15 protein-coding genes are annotated in these 20,250 nt (G+C 69.9%); 12 read left to right on the forward strand and 3 right to left on the reverse strand.

Annotated features, from left to right (window positions below; translation table 11 throughout):
• Positions 1 to 91 precede the first annotated feature (91 nt).
• On the reverse strand, positions 92 to 1,444 hold the full coding sequence (locus tag ACFYPJ_RS22715) for a hypothetical protein (protein ID WP_389020010.1): 1,353 nt from the start codon (positions 1,442 to 1,444) through the stop codon (positions 92 to 94).
• A 231-nt stretch (positions 1,445 to 1,675) separates the two neighbouring features.
• Here ACFYPJ_RS22715 and ACFYPJ_RS22720 point away from each other — a divergent pair, with 231 nt between their 5' ends.
• From ACFYPJ_RS22720 to ACFYPJ_RS22735, 4 genes are all read left to right on the forward strand, one after another.
• Entirely contained in the window at positions 1,676 to 2,314 is a 639-nt protein-coding gene (locus ACFYPJ_RS22720; protein WP_389020013.1) for a response regulator transcription factor, read from the forward strand.
• A gap of 182 nt (positions 2,315 to 2,496) precedes the next feature.
• Positions 2,497 to 5,409 carry an HYR domain-containing protein gene (locus ACFYPJ_RS22725; RefSeq protein ID WP_389020016.1) on the forward strand — a complete coding sequence of 971 codons (2,913 nt, stop codon included), beginning with the start codon at positions 2,497 to 2,499 and terminating at the stop codon, positions 5,407 to 5,409.
• A 9-nt stretch (positions 5,410 to 5,418) separates the two neighbouring features.
• A complete protein-coding gene (locus ACFYPJ_RS22730) occupies positions 5,419 to 6,114 on the forward strand; it encodes a DUF4255 domain-containing protein (RefSeq protein WP_389020019.1) in 696 nt (231 codons plus the stop codon).
• Positions 6,111 to 8,219: an ATP-binding protein gene (locus tag ACFYPJ_RS22735; RefSeq protein ID WP_389020022.1), complete on the forward strand. Its 2,109-nt coding sequence runs from the start codon at positions 6,111 to 6,113 to the stop codon at positions 8,217 to 8,219. Before ACFYPJ_RS22730 ends, ACFYPJ_RS22735 begins: the two co-directional genes overlap by 4 nt.
• A 4-nt stretch (positions 8,220 to 8,223) precedes the next feature.
• Here ACFYPJ_RS22735 and ACFYPJ_RS22740 read toward each other — a convergent pair whose 3' ends face one another.
• On the reverse strand, positions 8,224 to 8,790 hold the full coding sequence (locus ACFYPJ_RS22740; protein ID WP_389020025.1) for a hypothetical protein: 567 nt from the start codon (positions 8,788 to 8,790) through the stop codon (positions 8,224 to 8,226).
• A gap of 51 nt (positions 8,791 to 8,841) precedes the next feature.
• A complete protein-coding gene (locus ACFYPJ_RS22745) occupies positions 8,842 to 12,378 on the reverse strand; it encodes a hypothetical protein (protein WP_389020028.1) in 3,537 nt (1,178 codons plus the stop codon).
• Between the two features lie 262 nt (positions 12,379 to 12,640).
• On the opposite strand from ACFYPJ_RS22745, the gene ACFYPJ_RS22750 reads away from it, so the two are divergent.
• The 8 genes from ACFYPJ_RS22750 (at position 12,641) to ACFYPJ_RS22785 (ending at position 20,207) form a co-directional block, all read left to right on the forward strand.
• On the forward strand, positions 12,641 to 14,203 hold the full coding sequence (locus ACFYPJ_RS22750) for a phage tail sheath family protein (protein ID WP_389020031.1): 1,563 nt from the start codon (positions 12,641 to 12,643) through the stop codon (positions 14,201 to 14,203).
• A 50-nt stretch (positions 14,204 to 14,253) separates the two neighbouring features.
• Complete coding sequence (locus ACFYPJ_RS22755; RefSeq protein WP_389020034.1) at positions 14,254 to 14,697, forward strand: phage tail protein; 444 nt, start codon at positions 14,254 to 14,256, stop codon at positions 14,695 to 14,697.
• A complete protein-coding gene (locus tag ACFYPJ_RS22760) occupies positions 14,697 to 15,137 on the forward strand; it encodes a hypothetical protein (RefSeq protein ID WP_389020037.1) in 441 nt (146 codons plus the stop codon). The genes ACFYPJ_RS22755 and ACFYPJ_RS22760 overlap by 1 nt, the downstream gene beginning before the upstream one ends.
• Positions 15,134 to 15,277 (forward strand): DUF6760 family protein, encoded by a 144-nt coding sequence (locus ACFYPJ_RS22765; RefSeq protein WP_389020040.1) that lies wholly within the window; start codon positions 15,134 to 15,136, stop codon positions 15,275 to 15,277. Before ACFYPJ_RS22760 ends, ACFYPJ_RS22765 begins: the two co-directional genes overlap by 4 nt.
• A 113-nt stretch (positions 15,278 to 15,390) precedes the next feature.
• Complete coding sequence (locus ACFYPJ_RS22770) at positions 15,391 to 17,001, forward strand: hypothetical protein (protein WP_389020210.1); 1,611 nt, start codon at positions 15,391 to 15,393, stop codon at positions 16,999 to 17,001.
• A 63-nt stretch (positions 17,002 to 17,064) separates the two neighbouring features.
• Positions 17,065 to 17,496: a phage tail protein gene (locus ACFYPJ_RS22775; protein ID WP_376530681.1), complete on the forward strand. Its 432-nt coding sequence runs from the start codon at positions 17,065 to 17,067 to the stop codon at positions 17,494 to 17,496.
• A 3-nt stretch (positions 17,497 to 17,499) separates the two neighbouring features.
• Positions 17,500 to 18,288 (forward strand): LysM peptidoglycan-binding domain-containing protein, encoded by a 789-nt coding sequence (locus ACFYPJ_RS22780; protein WP_389020044.1) that lies wholly within the window; start codon positions 17,500 to 17,502, stop codon positions 18,286 to 18,288.
• A gap of 8 nt (positions 18,289 to 18,296) precedes the next feature.
• The gene (locus ACFYPJ_RS22785; protein WP_389020047.1) at positions 18,297 to 20,207 is read left to right on the forward strand and encodes a VgrG-related protein; all 1,911 of its coding nucleotides are present in this window, start codon (positions 18,297 to 18,299) and stop codon (positions 20,205 to 20,207) included.
• Positions 20,208 to 20,250: the final 43 nt, after the last annotated feature.

A 20,250-nucleotide genomic window follows, 5' to 3' on the forward strand; every position in this document is an offset into this window, starting at 1 on the left:
AGGTCCGGGCCGCGCGCGGCCGGTGCCCGCCGCCCACCAGGTGGCGGTTCGGCGGGCCTCCCGGCTGACCGTGGACGGGCAGCGGCCCGGCTCAGCCGCCAACCGCAGCCTTCGTCGAGATCTTGCCGCCGAGGAACAGGGACTCCGAGCACTTGGACGGCGCCGGGGCCTTGACCGGCTTGCCCACCTCGCGGCAGCTGACGTCGATGGTGATCCGACCGCCCGACTGCACCTCGATGGGGGTGACGAAGTGGTAGTCGGAGTCACGGAAGTTCTCCAGCGCCAGGTTGAGCAGTTGCCCGTCGTCGGTGGAGATGACCAGGGTGCCGGCGTCGCCCTGCGGATTCTGGACCACGATGTCGGTCAGTTCGAAGGTACTGCCGTCCGGGACCTTGTACGCGGTCCGCCGGGTGGCACTGCCCCCCACCGCGTCCTGCACCTGCACCCGGGCACTCGACGGCACCGCGGCTCCACCGGGCGCGGACCTACCGGGCGCCGCGGTCGCATTGCCGTCCGGGGACGCGGAAGCGCCGCCGGAACCGGAGCCGGCCGAGCTTGCCTGCCCACCGCCACCGGACGCCTCCTGCCCCTGTCCGTTCTTGCCGCCGTCGTTCGGGGCGGCGTTGCCCTGTCGCGCCGCGGACTCGACGACCTGCGGAGTGACCGCCTCCCGGGCGGCCGAACGCACGGTGGGCCGCAGCACCGAGTACCAGAGCCCCACCAGCGCGGCCGCCAGCAGCACCGTCACGACGAGGGCGCGGGGAAGCCAACGGGGCAGAATGGCCTGCTGCTCGTAGGAACCGTCCAGGACCACCGGCTGGTACGGATCCTGTCCCTCCTGCACCAGGGGCGTCACCGCCACCTGGAAGGGATGAGTGATCGGCGAACCGCGCCACAACCGCTTGGCGGGCCGCACGGACAACACGGCGAACTTGGCCTGGCCGGGCGGGATCTCCACCTCGGGCGGGTCGAGGGCGAGCCGCGACCGTTCGGTTGCTCCCCGCGCGCTCAGCGCGATCGTGACGGGTGTGTTGCCCCGGCTGTCCACGGCCAGTTTGTGCCGCCCGCGCCACGCACCGCTCGAACCGGGCGGCACCAGCTCCGAGGTGATCTCGGTGAACGGCCCTACCGTCACGCTCCGTTCGAGAATCACCGTCTCGGCGCCGTCGGTCGTCGGCACCACCCGCAGTCCGAGCGGTGTCTCTCCGGGCAGCACCTGCGAGGTACGGGGCGGACGCAAGGTGACGGTGGCGCTGCCGGTCGCGCCCGGGTAGAGCGACAGGCTCGCCGGTTCCACCGTGGCCCAGTCGGCGCACGGCCCGACCACCTCGAACCGGCACTCCTCGACGGTCGTCCCCGAATTGAGCACCTGCACCGCAAGATCCGCCACACCGCCGGGCTCGACGGTGACGGAAGACTCGTCCAGGTTCGCCGAAACACTCATGCCGCGCACCGTATTGTCCGCCCCGCCCCCGAAGACCGGCCGCGCAGGAACACTTTCGGGCAATGCCGATGCCCGGTCAGGCACCAGCAATTCCCTTGTGGATTCGGGGGCATTACTGTGGGCCAGTTGCTAAGGGGAGACCTCTGCGAATGAAATGTGATGAGGTCGCGTTCGCGATCTTTTCATCTTTCTCCGGCGTTCTCCCTCAGTCGCCCGAGGGGAGAGAGCGACGTGTTGCAGACGAACGGAGCACGCATCACAGTGGCGCTGCGCGCCCAGGACCCCGTATCACAGGCCGGAGTTTCCAGTCAGCTGCGCACCCGCCCCGAAGTCAAGGTCATCGAATGGGAGGAGGGGGACGCACCGCAGGTGGTGGTCGTCGTGCTCGACGCCGTCGACGAGGACGCCTTACGCCTGCTGCGCCAGATCCAGCGGACCAGTACCGCGCGGGGGGTACTGGTCACCACGCACATCGACGAACAACAGCTCGTGAACGCCGCCGAATGCGGCTTCGTCGGCGTCGTCCGGCGCTCCGAGGCCACCCCCGAACGCCTGGTGCAGGTGATCGGTTCCGTGGCGAAGGGCGAGGGCCGGGTGCCGCCCGACCTGCTCGGCAGCCTGCTCGCGCAGGTCGGGCGGTTCCAGGGACAGGTGCTCTCACCGCACGGGCTCAACTTCACCGGTCTCTCGGCACGCGAGATCGAGGTACTGCGCCTGGTGGCCGAGGGGTACGACACCGCCGACATCGCCCTGAAACTTTCCTACTCCGAGCGCACCATCAAGAACGTCCTGCACGCCGTCATGTCCCGTCTCAGCCTGCGCAACCGCTCGCACGCGGTGGCGTATGCGCTGCGGCAGGGGTTGATCTGAGGACCACGCGCGGATAGTTCCGCCGGTGCCTCATAGGGCAGCCGGCCCTTCCCGAAGGGCTGGCTCGCGCCCTCTGCTTCGGGGTGCCGGCGATCCGCGATGGTGGGCGTCCAAAGCGTGCCGATCGGGAGAGTCCGGAGTGGGCCGTTCGGGCCGGTCATGAGTCCTGAGTGGGGTGTTCAGTGCGTTCTGTACGGGGATTCCGGCGCCGGCGCCCACGTGCCGGTGCACGCCCTCAGGTCGTCCGCTTCGGCGTACTGGCCGCCGTACTGCTCCTGGTGATCGGCGTCGTCACGAGTGCCGCCGGGGACGTACCGGCGGCCGCCCCGCAGCCGGCGGTCACCCCCGCCGTGGTGGACGAGCCACTGGACCCGGGCGGCTCTCTCTCGGTGGACAAGCACGTCCGTACGCCCGTGGTGCCGCCCCGGCCGGACGTGGTCCTGCTGGTGGACGGAACGGGCAGCATGCAGCCCACCATCGACAACGTCCAGTCGAACCTGAGCAGGATCACCGACCGGGTGCGCGAGGAACAGCCCGACTCCCGGTTCGCCGTGGCCACGTTCGGAGACCAGGGGGTCGACGGAGACCGTGTCTTCACGGTCCTCCAGGGACTCACGGACGACCTGGACGCCGTACAGAGGGGCGTCGACCGTCTCACCGCCGACCGGGGTTCCTACAGTCCGGGTCCCGCGGAGGACTGGATCAACGCCCTGTGGCAGATCGGCAACGGGGCGTCAGGGCAGACCGTATTCCGTGACGGCGCGAGCCCCGTCGTGGTGCTCGTCGGCGATGCCTCAAGCCATGATCCCAGCAAGGGACACAGTCTCACCGACGCGGTGAACTCCCTGACGAACGTGGGTGCGCGGGTCATCGGCGTGGACGTGGCGACCGAACTCGGCGACAGTCTGAACGGCAACGGGGACAACGGCAACGGCCCCGAGCAGAACCGCGAGCCCACCCACGACCCCGACCAGGCGACCGACGTCGTCCAGGCCACCGGCGGCAAGCTCTTTCAGAACATCGATGCGGACCAGGTCGCCGACACCGTGGCCGAAGGGCTGACCAACCTGCCCACCACCGTCACCCATCAGACGGTCAGCTGCGATCCCGCCCTCTCCGTCACCCTGAACCCCCCGAGCCTACGTGTGACGAGCGGGGAGACCGCCGACTTCGGCGAGACGATCACGGTGGCGGACGACGCCCCGCAGGGCGTGACCCTGAGCTGCACCGTCCAGTTCCTCCTGGACGGCAGGCCGCCGAGCGGAGAGGCACCCGTCGACGTGCTGCCGGCCCGGGAGTTCCGCGGGCAGCGGCTCGCCCCCGGCGGTACCCCGGCCGAACCGGACGCCACGCAGGGCGGCTCCGACGGCAGCGGCGGCAGCGGCGGCAGCGGCGGCAGCGGCGGCAGCGACAGTCCGGCCGCCGGAACCATCGCCGGGGCCATCGGCGGAGTGGTCGGCGGCAGCAGCGGCGGCCGGGACGGGGGCCTCGTCGCCGGGGCGGCCGGCGGGCTGACGAGCGGATCCGGTGGCTGCGGCGCCGGCACCATCGCGGGGCTGGCGGCGGGCGGCGTCGGCGGAACCGACGGCGGCGGGAGGGGAGGACTGGTGGCGGGGGTGCTCGGCGGCGCCGTCAGCGGCTCCGACGGCTGTGGGGACGGTGGCGGCGGTGGGACGAACGACGGCACGAGCAGCGGTACGAACAGTGGTGCGTCCGGGGGCGGTGCGGCGGACGGCGGTTCTCTGGGCGGGGTCCTCGGCGGCCTGATCGGCGGAACCGACGGCGGTCAGCACACCGGGGTCCTCGGTGGCGTCATCGGTGGCGTGATCGCCGGCAACACCACCACCGGCTCCGGCGGCGGGGCTGGTGGGGCAGGTGGAGCCGGCGGAGCAGGCGGGAACCAGAACGGCGGCCAGAATGGCGGCAATCAAAACGGGGGCCAAATCGGCGGAGACCAGAACGGCGGGCAAAACGGAGGAGATCAGAACGGAGGCCAAAACGGAGGCAATCAAAACGGGGGCCGAATCGGCGGAGACCAGAACGGAGGCCAGATCGGCGGGAACCAGAACGGCGGCCAGAACATCGGCGGCAATCAAAACGGAGGCCAGAACGGAGGCGGCGGTGGCGGTGGCGGCGATCCCACCCCCGAGGACTACCAGCAGCACATCACGATCACCGTCAACGACGTGACCGCCCCCGTCGTCACCGTCGACGACCGCACCGTCGAAGCCACCGGCAGCAACGGCGCCGTCATCGACTTCACCGCGAGCGCCGAGGACGCGACCGACGGCGCACTCCCGGTCACCTGCGACCCCGCCTCCGGCTCCCGCTTCCCGGTCGGCACCACCACGGTCACCTGCACCGCCACCGACGCGTCCGGCAACACCGGCACCGGCACGGCCACCTTCACGGTCACCCCGGCCCCGGCACCGAACGAGGCGGACATCGCCGTCACGGCGGTGGCGTCCCCCGTCCCCAACTACACGGGCCTCGCGACCCGGGCCGGCTTCACCCTCACCAACGCGGGCCCCCGCACGGCCAAGAACGTCGTCCTCACGACCAGTTGGCCGCGCGCCACCGGCACCAGCAAGAGCGCCCCGTCCGCCCTGTCCGCCCTGTCGGGCTGCACCCGGGCGAAGCCCTGCACCATCGCGCCCGGCGGACGCGTCGTCGTCACCCAGACCGCCGTCTACGACACCGCCGTCAGCGGCGAGATCCGCGCCTCGGTCACCGGCTCACCGCGCGACCCACGGCGCGCGAACAGCACTGACACGGCCCGTATCCGCGTCCTCCAGCCGAAGCTGACCGTCACACCGCAGGTGGCCAGGCCCGGCGATGTGGTGGTGGCCCGCGGCAAGGACTTCCCGCCCGGCCGCACGGTCGCACTCAGCTGGAGCCCGGGGCTCACGGCAGCGCAGTCAGCCGTACGGGTGGGCCCGGACGGCACCTTCGAGGCACAGGTGCTGGTGCTGCGCAAGGACCAGCTCGGGCCGCGGACGCTCCGCGCCCAGGTGCGGGGCCTGGACCGGCTGACGAAACCGGTACTGATCGTGCAACGCAGCCTGCAACCACCGGACTTCGCGGGCCGGAGGTAGGAACGAGCCGTGATCCACGAGGTCGACGAGGCGCTGCGCACGATGTTCCGGACCCACGCCCTGGCCGGCGGCCAGGTGGCGGTGGTCTTCGACGCCCCCACCCGCGACTGGGCCGCCAAGGTCAACGCCCCCACCGTCAATCTGTACCTGTACGACATCCGGGAGGACATGCGCCGCCGTGAGCGCGGTCTGCTCAACGAGTACGACGAGCAGGGCACCATCGTGGCCCGGCGCCGCCCGCCGCGCTACTTCAAGCTGTCGTATCTCATCACCGCGTGGACCAAGCGCCCCGAGGACGAACACCGCCTGCTCTCCTCGCTCCTGTCCTGTCTGCTGCGCTACGAGGCCCTGCCCGCCGGACAACTCACCGGCACACTCGGCGAGATCGGCGTCTCCGTCCCCATGACGGTCGCGCTGCCGCCGCCCGAGGACCGGTCGTTCGCCGACGTGTGGAGCGCCCTCGGCGGCGAGCTCAAGCCCTCGCTCGACCTGGTGGTGAGCGTCCCGGTCACCGAGTCCCCGCTCTACCCGGCGGGCCCGCAGGTCGGCGAGGACGGAGTACAGCTCGGCTTCGGCGAGATCCCCGCGGACCAGCAGACGTCCAGCGGCCCCACTCAGCCGACGCCGGACGGCAGGCACCTGCCGGTGTACGGGGCCCGCCGGGGCGGCATCGCGTCGCGCGTGGCGGAAGAACGAGCGGAATGACGCTCCCCGCGGAGCCGGACCCGCAGGTCCCCGTCCCCGACCCCGGCCTGCGCCACCTCCTCGACCGCGCGATCCTCGTCGAGCAGCGAGTACGCCGGGCGGTCCACGCCCGACAGCTCACGGACCCGGCGCCCGACGACGCGTTCCGCGGCCTGTACCTGAGCGACGAGACGATCCTCCGCCTCCTGGAACACGGCCGCCCCCTCACGGTCAGCGCTCCCGACGACACCGACGCGGCCTTCCTCGCCGAAGCGGAGTCACGCGCCGAAGCGGCGGAAGCGGCAGGCAGCCCCACCCGACTCCGTACCCTCGCCCACGACTTCGGCCTCTCCGCACTGGACACCGAGATCCTGCTGATCGCGCTCGTACCGGACCTGGACGACCGCTTCGAGCAGTTCTACGGCTACCTCAACGACGACGTCACCCGCCGCCGCCCCAGCACCGGCCTCGCCCTCGGCCTGTGCGGCCTGTCCGCCGCCGACGCGGGAGCCAGATCACGCCTGTCCCCGCAGGCACCGCTCCGCGCCGGCGGCCTCCTACTCGTAGAGGACCAGGACCGCCCCTTCCTCGCCCGCGCACTACGCGTCCCCGACCGGGTCACGGCTCACCTGCTGGGCGACGACACCCCCGACCCACGCATCGTGGACCTGCTGGCCCCCTGGCAGGACGTCCCCGGCGTCGGCGACCCGTCCGGTCTCGCCCGCGCCCTGACCCGCGGGCTCCCCCTCACGTACCTTCGCGAGGAACAGGGCGGCGCGGGTACGGCGCTCGCCGCTTCCGCGCTGGCCCGCGCCGGCCGCGGTGTCCTCGGCGTCGACCTGGACCGCCTGGCCCGCGACCCGAACCCAGCCGAGGCGGTACGCGTCCTGGCCCGCGAGGCCCGGCTCACCACCGCCGGCCTGGTGTGCGCACCGCTCGACGCCCTGACCCGGGAGCCGGACAAGACGGAGGCCATCCGCCTGGTGACGGGCGTCCCCGTCCCCACGGTCCTGATCGGCCGGGTGCCGTGGGACGCGGCCTGGTCGTCCCGCCCGCCCCTGCTCCTGCACGCCCCCCGTGTGGAACCGACGACAAGGGCCGCCCTCTGGACGCAGGCGTACCCCGCCCCCGTCCCCCCGGACCTGAACCTCACGCACCTCCTCTCCCCTTTCCTCCTCGCCCCGGACCAGATCATCAGAGCCGCCCAAGGAGCCAACCAGGCCGCGATGCTGAACGGCGGCGCTCTCCTCCCGGACCACATCCGCGCCGGCGCCCGCTCGCAGAACGCGGCGGGCCTCGACCGCCTGGCGCGACGCGTAGAACCGGCGGTGACCTGGTCCGACCTGGTCCTCCCCCCGGACGCGCTCACCCAGCTCCGCGAGCTCACCGCCCGCGCCCGCCACCGCGACCGGGTCCTGGGCGAGTGGGGCATGCGTCCGGGAGGCGGCCGGGGCCGGGGCGTGACGGCCCTGTTCGCGGGCGACTCGGGCACAGGAAAAACCATGTCCGCCGAAGTGATCGCGGCGGACCTGGGCCTGGACCTCTACACGGTCGATCTGGCCACGGTCATCGACAAATACGTGGGCGAAACGGAGAAGAACCTGGAACGCATCTTCTCCGAAGCGGCAGGCATCAACGGCGTACTGCTTTTCGACGAGGCCGACGCGATCTTCGGCAAGCGCTCGGAGGTCAAGGACGCGCACGATCGCTATGCGAACGTCGAGAGCGCGTACCTCCTCCAGCGCATGGAGACCTTCGACGGCCTGGCGATCCTCGCCACCAACCTCCGCGCCAACCTCGACGACGCCTTCACCCGCCGCCTGGACCTGGTCATCGACTTCCCCCTCCCGGACGCCCCCCAGCGCCGCACCCTCTGGGACCGCTGCCTGGGCCCGGTCCTCCCCCGCACGACCGACCTGGACCTGGACTTCTGCGCGGACTCCTTCGAACTGTCGGGCGGCAACATCCGCTCCGTGGCCGTGACGGCGGCCTACCTGGCCGCCGAGTCGGGCAAGCCGGTGACGATGACAGACCTGATCCATGCGGTGCAACGGGAGTACCAGAAGCTGGGCCGCCTGACGCTGGCGTCGGAGTTCGGGCCGTACATGTCCCTGCTCACGGGCTGATCGATCACCCCATGTCAGCGGCCAAGGTGACAGCACCCTCCCAGGTCCTCAGTGCAACGATGTGGGCGAGCATGCTCGAATACGATGCGAATGCCGGCTCGATGATCTCTTCGACCGGGCTGCCCTCAAGCAAAGCGTACGCCAGGTCGTCCCCTGCGAACTCAAAAATACGTTCATCTTCCACATTGACGGTGTCGACCGTCAAGTACGAATTATCCGAACCGTGCCACGACCCGACCACATAGCTGTGCGCTCGCGCCAAGAAATCTTCCAGCACCTCTTCCCCTGCTTCACCTAGACCAATTCCGTACCAGATATCGACCTCCGCGTCGGACTTGCTGCACTCGTAATCGTAACCATCGAACAGCGCCAGCAGCGGCGGGGCGACAAAGGAGAGCGTGCGCCTGAAGTTCCGAATATGCGAGGGCAGCACCACACCGTCTCTGGATTCCACCTCATCTAGAGATTCCTCGGTGTCCCTCGCGAAAGTGAGCGAGGGAAATCGCTCGACAAATCGAATGAAGTTGTGCTTGTGGCGCTCCGGCAGCTCGGCAGCCCAAACCCAGCGCATGGCCGTATCAGCGTCGCCGAAAGATTCTCGCCCTTTCGAAGATCTCATGGCTCACCGGTCCCATTTATCGAACTTGTCCACAACTGTGGTGTGATTGGTCTGCTGCCGAGCCTCTGTCACAGGGTTACCGTTCTTGTCCACGCAGGAGGAGTGAATGTCGTGCGGGAACGATCCCTTCCCGTCCCATATCCATGCCAGCATGACGATTTTTAGAGCCTGCACGGCTGAGGCCACCGAGCCGCTACCCCTGAATGCAGTACCGAGCTCGCTGTGGAACGGACCGGTCGGACCACCCTTCTGGACCATAGGCTTGTTGTCGAACTCTTTTCCGTTGATCTTCCCAGTGAAGTAGACGGCACCGACATGACCTTGCGGGATGCTGTACTTCTTCCCGTTGACCGTCGTCTCCCGCATGGATTTCGAAGGGAAGAAAACAAGGTGGGCGGTGTCGCTCCTCAGTGAGTTCTGAGCATCTATCCATTTCGCTCCGTCGACATGATCTTTGGCATTCCGCACAACATCCAGCAGATAGGCCGCGGGAAGCCATTCATGATGTCCGTCCACTGCGTCACGGAACCTGTCGCTCACCGCACTCTTCACCTTGCTGTCCGACCAAGCCGCAGCAAAGAATGCGAAGTCAACATCATATTTTTTACTGTCCACTTCAACGGAAACCACGCCTCTGGGCTCTGCTATCTTCTTCAGAAATTCCAGGGTTCCCACCAAGTTCATCGCCGCACGTATAATATCCTTCTTCTCTTTGGTGCTCAGGGCAGCAACACCTACCACACTGGGAGGGCTAGCCTCCGCAACGATATGGAACTTTCCGGAATCCTTTTCCCGAGACTCCGCGTAAAGTGACTTCAACCCCTTGGGGCGCAGCCGACCGAGTACGTCGGCAATGATGCCGTCCAAGGACTCCTTACTCTTCAGCGGTTTCGATATAGGCCCGGAGAGCATCAGATGAGCTTCACGCTTGACATTCCTACTCACCTCGTCGTCCTTTTCCTCGTCCGCCTTCTGCTCGCCTCCCTTCCGCCCGCTGAGCTTGTCCTTGACCTTCTTTCCAACCTTCCTAAGCTTGGCCCAGAGTTTTTTCCCTGCTTTAGCAATGAATCCGACGATCTTGTCGATAGCGCGGTTCACAGGACGGGCCACGGCATGGAATACGGATTTGACCTTGTTGGCGAGCGAACCGATGCCGAGGAGTGATGCGAGGAAGCCGATGAGGAGCGGAACACTGGCGGCCAGGGCCGTTTCGACCATCTTGGGGACGCCTGCCGAACCACCGTTGGCGATCTCGATCACCGCGTCCAGGACCGCGTTGACGAACTGCACGATCTGGGCGCCCTGGTTCACGATGAAGGTGACGATGTCGATGATGCCTTTGACAGCGCGGACAAACGCCGATGCCGGGTTGAGGAGGGAGAGGATCCAGGTGATGCCCGCGATGATGACCGTGGGGATCAGATAGCTGGTGAGTTTTTCGAGGATGGTGGCCTTGAGGTCACCGGCTTCTTCGGTGATTTCCTTGACCGCGCCCGCCGGGCCTTCGCGGGCGAGTTTCTGGGCCACGGGGACGGACTGTTCGACGGCGGACACGGCCTGGTCGGGGATGCCCTTGCGGGTGATGCGGGCGCGGATGTTCGCCCACGTCAGGCCCAGGAGGGAGGCGATGAGCTGGATGATGCCCTTGAGGTCGAACTTCTGCGGGAGTTCGAGGCCGGCCTTGACCGCGGTGCCCAGCAGCCAGGACACGACACCGGTCTTGAGGTGCTCGACGATGTTGGTGACGAAGAGGTTGAGGCCGGCGCCCACCGCCTTGACCAGGTTCCCGAGGAACCCGATGGGATCCTTGATGATCTTCATGATGGCGGAGGCGGCCTTGGCGAGGATGCCGAGGAGGAGGTTCTTGAGTTCGTTGATCGTCTTGATGACGCCGACGATCGCGTCCTTCGCCTTGTCGATCAGACCCTTGTTGGCTTCCTGGAGTTTCCTGATCTCTTCGTCGACCTTGTTCAGGGCCGCCGTGTACTTCTGGGCCAGGTCCTGCACCAGTTGTTCGGACTTCTCGTTGACCGTCGCTTCGAGGTCGTCGAACTTCCCGGCGAAGTCCTTCGCGGCGTCCTCGCCGAACTGACGCAGGTCGGCGGGGAGTTTGTCGACCTCGGCCTTCAGTTCGGTGCGGCCCTTGGCGATGCGGGCCTTCGCCCGGCCCAGCTCGGCACCGATGATGTCGGCGACCGAGGAGATGACCGTCTGCATCTTCGCGACGTAGAGCTTGCGGGCCTCCTGGTAGAGGTTGTTGGCCTCCTGGGGCAGACCGGCGAACTTGTCCTTGACCCAGCGAGCCTTGCCCGTCCAGCCCGAGTACCGCTTGTCCTTGTAGGCCTTCATGCGGCGTTTGTGGTCCGCGGTGAACGCGTCCCGTGCCGCCTTCTCCCCCGCCGTGAACGCGGTGTCGACCTTCTTGTCCAGACCGGACAGGGTCTCCTCCACGTCCTTCTTCGTGGAGTCGTAGACCTTCTGCAGCTTGGCCGTGACCTCGGCCCGCCGTTTTTCGTCCTTCGACTTCGTCTCGCCCTTGCCGCCGTCGACCTGCTTGCCCGCCGACGCACGGGTCGCGGTCAGCGCGTTCATCGCCTGGGCGCCGGAGGCCGCCGCCCCTGACTTCGCGGCGGAGAGCTGCTGGGCCTCGGCCGCCTTGCCCTTGGCGGGGGCCTTCGCGGAGTCCGCTTCCGCGGTCTTCTTCGCGGACAGGGCCTGGTCGAACTCCGCCTCGTTGCCCTTGGCGAGCTGGTCCTCGGTGACCTCCGCGTCCGCCATCGCCTTGTCGTTGTGCGCCGGGCCTTCGGAGAAATCGGTCACGGAAGCGGGCTGCTTCTCGGGGATCGCGTCCGCTGCGGACGGGGCGCCCGGGTTGGGCGGGGGCTGGTCCGGGGACATCGGGGTGACCGGTTTGTCCTTGGCGGCCGACGTGTCCGGCGGGGCCTTCGTCGCCGTGTCGATGTCCTTGGCCGAGGTCTCCTTGCCGTCGGAGACCTTCCCGTCGACCTCGCCCTTGATCTTGTCGGCCTTGCCGGACTTGGAGAAATTGTCGGCGTCGTCGAGGTTCTTCGGCGCCTGCGCCTCGATCGCCTTGTTCACGGCGTCGATGAAGGCCTGTTTGTTGAACTCGCCGGGCTTCGCCGCGTTCATCTTCTCGGCGTTCGCCGCCTTGCCCTGCGCCTCCTTGTCGTCCGGCGGAGCGACCGCCGCGTCCTGCGCCGACTTCGACTCCGCCGCGGCGGGGGCGTGGACAGCGACCTTGGTGCGTTTGGCGGCCACGTCGGCCTTGACCTTGCGGAACCCGGCCGCCTGCGCGGGGGACGGCTTCACCGGGGCGGTGTAGCGCTGCGCCACCAGACGCGACACGGCGGCGTTGCCCGCCGTGCGCTGGAGCCGTTGCAGGTCGCGCGGGCCGGGTGCGGGGACGGGGCGGTCGCCCGGCGGGCGTTGCGGTGGCGCCGTCGTACGGGAGCCATCCGTACGCGAAGGGGTTGTCCTGGCACGGGCAGCGCCGGGGTCCTTCTCCGGAACCGCCTTCATCCGCCCTCCCGGCCCACCGCTTTCCCGGACAGCCGGCACGCGAGCCGCATGGCCCTGCCGTCGTATCAGGGTCCGGGCGTGGTGGACGGTGTACGCAGTGCGAGGGGACACCGGCGGGGGCAGTAGCTGAGGGGCCGGACAGCACGAGGACGTTGCCTCATCGGGCAGCGCCCGGTGCACGGGTGGGCGGCCGTGTGTCCGTTCCCGGTGATCGCGGCTGTCGCGAGAATGGCGGGCGTTTCCCGGCCAAGGAAGGACACACATGCCGTCGTACCTGTCCCCGGGCGTCTACGTCGAAGAAGTGGAGTCCGGGTCGCGGCCGATCGAGGGGGTCGGCACCTCGGTCGCCGCCTTCATCGGGTTCGCGCAGAAGGGCCCGTTCCACGAGCCGACGCTGATCACCAACTGGACGCAGTTCACCACCGTCTTCGGTGACTTCGTCGAGGGGACCTATCTCGCCTCCTCCGTCTACGGGTACTTCGCCAACGGCGGCGGGATCTGCTACGTCATCCGGATCGGCGGCGCGGAAGGGGATCGGGACGAGGCGGGGGCGGCAGCGGCCGAGGAGGCCGCCGCGGGGCCGACGGCGCAGCTCGGACCGTATGTCGTCAAGGCGTTGCCGGGCGTCATCGGGGAGATCACCGTCGAGGTCGCCGACCCCGAGGGCGAGGATCCGCCGCAGGACGTCTTCACTCTGGTCGTCAAGCGGGACGGGGCAGTCGCCGAGACGTATCCGTCCGTGACCACCAAGCGCAGCAAGGACAACGTGGCCACGCAGGTCAGGGCCCGCTCCCAGCTCATCCGGCTGGAGGAGTCCGGCAAGGGGGCCGCACCGGCCCGTCCGGAGACGCAGTCCGTGACGCTGGCGGTGCCCGGGGCCGGGCCGGGCGCGGGGGCCGTCGCGGTGCCCGACACGCTGTCGGCGGACTCGTACGTCGGCGATCCCGACCGGCGCACCGGGTTCGGCGGTCTTGAGGCCGTCGAGGAGGTCACCATGGTGGCCGCGCCCGACCTGATGAGTGCGTACCAGCGTGGGGCGCTGGACCTGGAGGCGGTCATCTCGGTGCAGCGCGGGCTGATCGACCACTGCGAGGCGATGGGTGACCGGATCGCCGTCCTCGATCCGCCGCCCGGACTGAGTCCGCGGCAGATCAAGTCCTGGCGGCTGGAGACGACCGGGTTCGACTCCAAGTACGCCACGCTCTACTACCCGTGGATCAAGGTGTTCGACCCGGCTGTGGGCAGAGACGCCTTCGTGCCGCCGAGCGGGCACGTCGCGGGTGTCTGGGCGCGCAACGACGAGACGCGCGGGGTGCACAAGGCGCCGGCGAACGAAGTGCTGCGCGGCGCGGTCGGGTTGCAGACGCAGATCACCAAGGGCGAGCACGACCTCCTCAATCCCATCGGGCTCAACTGCATCCGGGCCTTCCCCGGTCGTGGCATCCGGGTGTGGGGTGCGCGCACGCTCGCCGATGACGCATCATGGCGGTACCTCAATGTCCGGCGACTCTTCAACTATCTGGAGGAGTCGATCCTCGCGGGCACCCAGTGGGTGGTCTTCGAGCCGAACGACGACGCGCTGTGGGCCCGTATCCGGCGCACCATCTCGGCCTTCCTGGTCAACGAGTGGCGCAAGGGCGCCCTCTTCGGGCTGACCCCGGACGAGGCGTTCTACGTGAAGTGCGACCGCGAGACCAACCCGCCGGAGTCCATCGAGGCGGGCCAGGTCATCTGCGAGGTCGGGGTGGCCCCGGTCAAGCCGGCGGAATTCGTGGTGTTCCGGCTCGCCCAGCTGTCGGCGGGGTCGGGCGGGATCGACGAGTGACGGTGGGCGCTGCGAGGGCCCTCACGACGGACGGATTCTAGGAGGCTTGCATGCCGCTCCCCGAGCTCGACAGTTCCGTAGGACATTCCTTCGGCCTCGAATTCGACAGCGTTCTCATCCGGCAGATCACCGAGGTCAGCGGTCTGAAGATGGAGCAGGACGTCATCGAGTTGAAGCAGAACACGGCCGACGGCAAGTACGCGATCAAGAAGTTGCCGGGCCGTCCCAAGGCCGGCGAGGTCACCGTCACCCGCGGCCTGACGGAGGACAACAGCTTCGAGCGGTGGATCAAGGATTCCCGGTTCGGGAAGATGGTCAGCGCCCGCCGCAACGGCTCGATCATCGTCTACGACTACGAGGGCATGCCGATCAAGCGCTACAAGCTGATCAACGCCTGGCCCAAGTCGCTGGAGATCAGCACGCTCAAGGCGGGTGACACCTCCGTGCTGACGGAGAAGCTGTCGATCACCTACGAGAGCGTGGAAGTCGACTGATGCGCCGTACGATCGCGGCATCCGCCCAAGGCGGCACGGACGAGGACCGCGGCGGGTCCGTCGACACGCTGCGCACCGAGTTCCCCTTCGAGCTGCCGCGCGGATACGTGGACGAGTCCGGGGCGGTGCACCGCAGCGGGGTCATGCGGCTGGCGACCGCGCGCGACGAGCTGGTGCCGCTGCGGGACGACCGGGTCCGGGAGAACTCCGCCTACCTTTCGGTGGTACTGATCTCGCGGGTTCTCGTCCGCCTCGGCGCGATCGAGGACGTCCACCCCGGCGTCGTCGAGGACCTGTTCGCCTCCGACCTCGCCTTCCTCCAGGACTTCTACCGCCGGATCAACGCCGAGGGGCACACCCGCGCCGCGGTCACCTGCCCCTCCTGCCAGGAGCACTTCGCGGTGGACCTGTCCGGTGGTGGTCGCCTGGGGGAATCATGACGTACGCGACCGACCGGCTCCATGAGGAAGTCGCGTACCTCGCCTACCACTTCCACTGGTCCCTCGACCAGATCCTCGATCTTGAGCACCCGGACCGGCTGCGGTACGTCCAGCACGTCGCCCGGCTGAACGAGCGGTGACGCTGATGCGATGGCCGGCCTGGCTGACCGGGGGGCGCCGGCGCGACGACGGGGCGCAGAGCCCGGCCGCGCCGCCAAGGGTGAGGGAGGTGAGCGTCCCGGGGTGGCAGGAGGTGCCCCCGTTGCAACGTACGGTGGGTGCGCCCGCCCTGGTGACGGATCCGGCGGGGTTCCGCGGTTCCCTGGGCACCTGGCGGGACACGTCGTTCTTCACGCCGCTCGGCCATCTGGTGAGTCTGGAGGCGCCGTCCGGGCTGGGTCACGGGCTCGTGGCACCGAGCGCGTCCGCCGGTGCGCCGACGGTGAGCCGTGAGGTGCATCCGAACGCCCCGGGCCCGACGCCGGAGCCGGGCGCACCGGGTACGGGCGGCAGCGGACTGCGGCTCCCGGTCGTTCCGTTGCAGCGAGCCGGGGGTGTGGGTGCGTCCGACGGCCCGTACCCCGTACCCGACGCAAGCGCTACGGGCACCGTGGATACGGCCGCGCCCTTGCTCTCGGCCCAGCCTCCTGACATGCCGTTGCGTCAGCTGGACCGCGTGCCGGTCGAGGGGCCGCGGCCCGGTACGGCAGCGGAGGGACCCGCGCCCTCGGTGCCGTCAACGCCTTCGTCGGCACCGTCGCCAGTGGCACCCTCGCCGGTGTCGCCGCCGGTCCAGCGGGCCACGGAGCCGGGTTCCGCGCGCCCCCAGGGCTTCGGCCTGGGCGAGCCGTTGACCGCGTTGCCACCCACGGCGCAGCGGAAGCCCGCCGCGAGCACCCGTGGTCCCCTGCCGCCGGACGAGCCCGGTCTCCCCCCGCAGGCGGACCCGCCGTCCAGGCCGCTGCTCGCCGACGATCCGCTCGTCGCACGGACCGCGGACACCGGCCCGACGCCGGAACCGGCACCGGAACCGACCGCAGCCACCACCGCCACCGCCCTGCCGGTACGGATCCAGCGGGCCACCGCCGACGGAACGCCGGTGCCGGCCGCACCGGCTCCGGCGGCGGAGCCCGTGGTGCCGCTCGTCGCGCAGCGGTCGGTGCCGCTCTTCTCCAGGGTGCTGGAGTCGGGTGCGAAGGGCCCGCCGGATGCCCGCGCCGGAGAAGCAGAGCCGCACGTCGTACCGTTGCGGTGGTCGTCCGGGCCGGAGGGCGGCCCGGCGGCGACGGCGGGAGCCGATCCGGCCCGCGCGGAGGGGGCGCCGCCAAGGCGTTCCCCGGTGCCGTCCGCCCAGCGGTCCGTCGCTCCGGCGGCCGCTTTCCCGCCGGCGGTCGCGCGTGGGTCCGTCCCCGCGGTGTCCCGCCCCCTGCTGGACGCCGGTGCGGTGGCCGTCACCGCGGGAGTGGCGCAGCGCACGGCCGACGGCTCGGTGGTGTTCCGCTCGCCGCCCGCGAGGGCCGTACGTCCCGTGTCGTACGGTCCGCCGCCGGGCTCGGTGCCGCTCGCCCCGGCCGTCCAGCGTGACGTGTCCGATTCCGAGCCGCCGCCCCCGCCCGACCCGCCCGACCCGCCGGCCGCGTCCGCCGAACCGGCACCCGAACCCCCTTCCGAGAGCTCCGGCACCGCATCGTCCGCTGCCGGGGAGCAGACCCAGGACCCGGCGTCCGGCGGCTCCGGGCGAGGTGCGCCGAAGGTGGACGACGAGCTGGTCCGGGCCCTGTTCGCGCCACTGAGCCGGCTGCTCAAGGCGGAACTGCGGCTGGACCGGGAACGGGCCGGCCGGCTGATCGACACATGGCACTGACAAGGCGCTGACGAGTGCGGCGAGACACCAGGCACTGACGAGTGCGGAGAGAAGAGGTACGCCATGTCCGTGACCGACGACCCGGCGGTCAGCGTCTGCTTCGTCGTCACCGTGGACGGCATCGAGCTGGGCTCGTTCAACACGTGTGAGGGCCTGGGCTGCGAGGTGGTGCTCGAACAGCGCGAGGAGGGCGGCAACAACGGCCACCTGTGGCAGCTGCCCACCCGCCTGAAGTACCCGAACATCAAGCTGTCCAGGCCACTGACCCGGGACACCGAGAAGGTGGCCAAGTGGTTCGCGAGCATGACCACCGGCATCAAGCGCAGGACGGCGCACATCGAGGCGCGTACCGGCGACGGCCGCAAGGTGGCGCAGTGGGGGCTGCTGGAAGTGGTGCCGGTGCGCTGGACCGGTCCCGCGTTCAACCCGGAGTCCCCCAAGGTCGCGACCGAGACCATAGAGATCGCCCACCACGGCTATGTGATGGAGGGCTGAGCGGTGGGTTCTCCGGTGGCGTTCAGCGCGGCGGGCGCGGGGACGAGTGCCGGCCGGGGAGGCGCCCGGCCCAAGCTGGAGCACGCGTACCTGGAACTGCGCACCCCGCCGCCGGGCGGCAGTCTGACGCCGGGCGCACCCAGTGGCCGGATCGCCTTCCAGTTCAATCCCAAAGAGCTGTCCCTGACCAAGGCGGCGGCCTGGAAGCGGACCCCGGCCAAGGGGGCGAAAAGCGCGGGACCGCCCGAGTACCAGGGGCCGCAGCCCAGCAAGCTGACGGTGGAGATGTTCTTCGACGCGAGCGACACGCAGGACACCAGCGTGGTGACCGCGGTCGAGAAGCTGTTCGCGTGCTGCGTGCCGACGAGCGAGACACGGCAGCAGCAGCGGGCCTCGCCGCCGTGGGTGGTCTTCCACTGGGGCGGGCTCACCGGCTTCCCCGGTTACGTCAGCCAGGTGCAGGCGAAGTACACCCTGTTCACCACCTCGGGCGTGCCGATCCGGGCGGTGTGCCAGGTCACCATGGAGGAGATCACCGGGGAGACCCCGGGGCAGAATCCCACCTCGGGAGCGCTGCACGCGCGCCGCGTGCACCGGGTGCGCGCCGGGGACACGCTGGCGCTGCTGGCCTGGCGCGAGTACGGCGACCCGGCCGCCTGGCGGACGATCGCGGCGGCGAACGGGATCGACGATCCGATGCGCCTGCCCGAGGGGCGCGAGCTGCTGCTTCCCGCGCCGGACGAGCTGGAGCGCGGCGCGGGCGGCGGCGACGGACACGACGGGGGTCGGTGAGGCCGGTCATGGTCAATCAGAGCGTCGCCAAGGTCCTGGCGGTGGAGTTCGACGGCCGTCCGCTGCCGCCGGCTGTGGCGAACACCCTGGTCGAGGGGTATGTGGACGACAGCCGTACGCTGCCGGACCTGTTCGTGCTGCGTTTCCGCGACCCCGGTCGGGTGCTGCTGGAACAGGCGGGCGTGCGGATCGGTACCCGGGTGCGGCTGCTGGCCGGCGCCGGTGGCGGTCCCGCGCCGCGTCCCCTGTTCACCGGGAGCGTGACGGCGCTGGAGGTGGAGATCGACGACACGGGCACCTTCACGGTGGTGCGGGGCCTGGACGAGTCGCACCGCCTCTTCCGCGGCCGTCGGGTGGCCGGCTACCAGAACATGACGCTCGCCGACATCTGCGTCCGGGTGGCACGGCGTGCGGGGCTGAAGCCGGGCACGGTGGAGGTGGCGGGCCCGGTCCTGGAGCACGTGGCCCAGCCGAACGTCAGCGACTGGGAGTTCCTGCGCTCACTGGCCGAGGAGGCGGGCGCGCAGATCCATGTGACGGACGGCCAGTTGCACGTGGTCAAGCCCACTCAGGCGGGTGGCGCTCCGGAGACGTCCGCGCGGGCCGACCGCAATCCCCTGGTCCTGGAGATGGGCGACAACCTGCTGCGCTGCCGGGCCGGGGTGTCCGCCGCCGAGCAGGTGTCGGTGGTCGAGGTGCGCGGCTGGGACGTACGGGCCAAGCAGCCGCTGGTCGGCCGCGCCGACGCGGGCGGGACCGCGACGCTGGAGCTGGGGGTGACGGCTGCCGAGGTGGCGCGGCCGTTCGGCGAGGCGGACTTCGTGGTGTCGGACGCGCCGTACGACAACCAGGCCCGGGTGGACCAGGCGGCGAAGTCGCTCGCCGCGCGGATCGCCGGGTCGTTCGCCGAGCTGGAGGCGGTGATCCGGGGCAATCCCGAGGTGCGGGCGGGCGGTGCGGTCACGCTGGCCGGGGTGGGTGCGCCCTTCGAGGGCCGGTACACGGTGACGTCCTCGCGGCACGTGTTCGATCCGGTACGCGGCTACGAGACCTGGGTGACGGTCTCCGGGCAGCAGGAGCGTTCGCTGTTCGGACTGACCGGCGGTGGGCCGGGGAGCGGCACCGGGACGGGCTCCCGGTGTTCCGGGCTGGCGAACGGCACGGTGACGGACACCAAGGACCCGGAGGGTCTGGGCCGGGTCAAGGTGCGGTTCCCGTGGCTGTCCGACGAGTACGCGAGCGACTGGGCGCGGACCGCGCAGGCGAGCGGGACGGGCGGTGCGGCGGCGTTCATCCCCGAGGTCGGTGACGAGGTGCTGGTCGGGTTCGAGCAGGGGCATCTGGACCGTCCCTATGTGCTCGCCGGTCTCTACAACGGTCAGGACAAGCCGGGGCGGGGGCAGGGCGGGGCGGGAGGGACCGGAGGTCAGGGCGGCCAGGGGGACGGTCAGGAGGCGGAGGCCGTCGACCCCACGAGCGGCGCCGTCAACAAGCGCGCGTTCGGTTCCCCCGGCGGCAACAAGCTGGAGCTGCTGGACGCGGCGAACGGTCCGCAGGGCGTACGGCTCGTGACGGGCGACGGCAAGCTGAGGATCAACCTCGACCGCAGGGGCACCACGATCGTGGTGCACAGCGACGGCACGGTGGAGATCGAGGCGCGGGAGCAGGTCTCGATCAAGGCGGGCAGCGGGGTCGCTCTGGACGCGGGCAGCGGCACGCTGGAGCTGACCGGCGACTCGGTGAAGCTCACGGCCCGCACCGGGGTCCAGGTGGACGGCGGTACCGGCCAGGTGAAGCTGTCCACCGGGGGCGCGGTGGAGGTGCGCGGCAACCAGGTGGCGGTGGACGGCACCACCCGCACCGAACTCAGGGGCGGCAGCACGCTGACCGTCAACGCGCCCATGGTGCGCATCAACTGAACGGCACGGCACTGAACGGCACGGCACCGAACGGATCAGGACC

Origin of the sequence: Streptomyces sp. NPDC006012, from assembly GCF_042871185.1 — a bacterium.
GTDB lineage: Bacteria > Actinomycetota > Actinomycetes > Streptomycetales > Streptomycetaceae > Streptomyces.

Bases quoted from the DNA above. Each gene is read 5' to 3' on its own strand.
- ACFYPJ_RS22745 (WP_389020028.1), bottom strand. From the start codon at position 12,378: ATGAAGGCGGTTCCGGAGAAGGACCCCGGCGCTGCCCGTGCCAGGACA.
- ACFYPJ_RS22760 (WP_389020037.1), top strand. From the start codon at position 14,697: ATGCGCCGTACGATCGCGGCATCCGCCCAAGGCGGCACGGACGAGGAC.
- ACFYPJ_RS22765 (WP_389020040.1), top strand. From the start codon at position 15,134: ATGACGTACGCGACCGACCGGCTCCATGAGGAAGTCGCGTACCTCGCC.
- ACFYPJ_RS22735 (WP_389020022.1), top strand. From the start codon at position 6,111: ATGACGCTCCCCGCGGAGCCGGACCCGCAGGTCCCCGTCCCCGACCCC.
- ACFYPJ_RS22775 (WP_376530681.1), top strand. From the start codon at position 17,065: ATGTCCGTGACCGACGACCCGGCGGTCAGCGTCTGCTTCGTCGTCACC.
- ACFYPJ_RS22740 (WP_389020025.1), bottom strand. From the start codon at position 8,790: ATGCGCTGGGTTTGGGCTGCCGAGCTGCCGGAGCGCCACAAGCACAAC.
- ACFYPJ_RS22755 (WP_389020034.1), top strand. From the start codon at position 14,254: ATGCCGCTCCCCGAGCTCGACAGTTCCGTAGGACATTCCTTCGGCCTC.
- ACFYPJ_RS22750 (WP_389020031.1), top strand. From the start codon at position 12,641: ATGCCGTCGTACCTGTCCCCGGGCGTCTACGTCGAAGAAGTGGAGTCC.
- ACFYPJ_RS22785 (WP_389020047.1), top strand. From the start codon at position 18,297: ATGGTCAATCAGAGCGTCGCCAAGGTCCTGGCGGTGGAGTTCGACGGC.
- ACFYPJ_RS22715 (WP_389020010.1), bottom strand. From the start codon at position 1,444: ATGAGTGTTTCGGCGAACCTGGACGAGTCTTCCGTCACCGTCGAGCCC.